The sequence below is a fragment of the Vibrio sp. OPT46 genome, assembly GCF_015163535.1.
Lineage (GTDB): Bacteria > Pseudomonadota > Gammaproteobacteria > Enterobacterales > Vibrionaceae > Vibrio > Vibrio alginolyticus.
Genome location: NZ_JADDYG010000495.1, coordinates 1 through 473, shown reverse-complemented (window position 1 = coordinate 473; position 473 = coordinate 1). Strand labels below are relative to the sequence as shown.

General features: G+C 39.1%; 1 protein-coding gene. It reads right to left on the bottom strand.

Annotation, left to right across the window (positions count from 1 at the left end):
- Positions 1–473: hypothetical protein (locus IQR33_RS35935; RefSeq protein WP_193844013.1), on the bottom strand; the 473-nt coding region annotated here is incomplete at both ends.

Genomic DNA, 473 nt, shown 5'->3' with positions numbered 1-473 from the left:
TTTTGGTTACCCCACCCTTTTGATTCGTTATAAAAAACTATTTTTTTAGGTAGCGCCTCTTCTACCACCAGCAAGCGTTCACATTGTTTAAAGTGAACTCTTTGCATGCCTATCTCTGTTAATAATTTTCTTACATGATTCAATGCGGCAGTATTGCTTTTGCATTTACTCGAGGCCTTAGCTTCTTTTACAGCGTCTGAAAATGCCTTTTTGGCATGATTTACTTCTAGTAATTTGGGAACTACATCTTCAGGAATGAAGACCACTCCAGGTAACTGGTTTAACTCTCGACCTGATTGGTATTCATCGTAAGTGATCGCCGTTATAGCTCTAATGACCGCTTTAATTGGTTTGATGTCAGAGGGATTGTTTAATTGAACGTTAAAGTACGTTTGCTCTAAGGAGTGAGCAAACGCATGAAGTGAGGATTCTAATGACTGAAGTTTTCGTATGACTGGCACACTGTGTAGTGA